The 318-nt window shown below is 77.7% G+C and carries 1 pseudogene; it reads left to right on the forward strand.

The window, feature by feature from the left end:
- Positions 1-318: pseudogene (locus VR44_RS26475) on the forward strand (FUSC family protein); the annotation flags it as partial.

Genomic DNA, 318 nt, shown 5'->3' on the forward strand with positions numbered 1-318 from the left:
GTTCCTGCACGCCCGGCCCGCCCAGCTGCCCGAGCTGTTCGCGGCCGTCGCCCTGGCCCTGCTGTCGGCCGGCGCCGTCCGGTTCGTGCTGTGGCCCATCGAGCGCCGGACGCCCCCGGCCGCCGCCCCGCCCCCGCTGCCCGGCACCGGCCTCGCCCGGCCCACCACCCGCCAGGCCTTCCAGGCCACCGTCGCCTGCGGGTTCGCCCTGGCCGTCGGCCAGATCCTGTCCGAGGACCGCTGGTACTGGGCCGTCGGCACCGCCTGGTGGATCTTCGTCAACACCGCCTCCCGCGGCGAGACCCTCGTCCGCGGCTT

It is taken from the genome of Streptomyces katrae (assembly GCF_000966975.1).
Taxonomy (GTDB): Bacteria; Actinomycetota; Actinomycetes; order Streptomycetales; family Streptomycetaceae; genus Streptomyces; species Streptomyces katrae.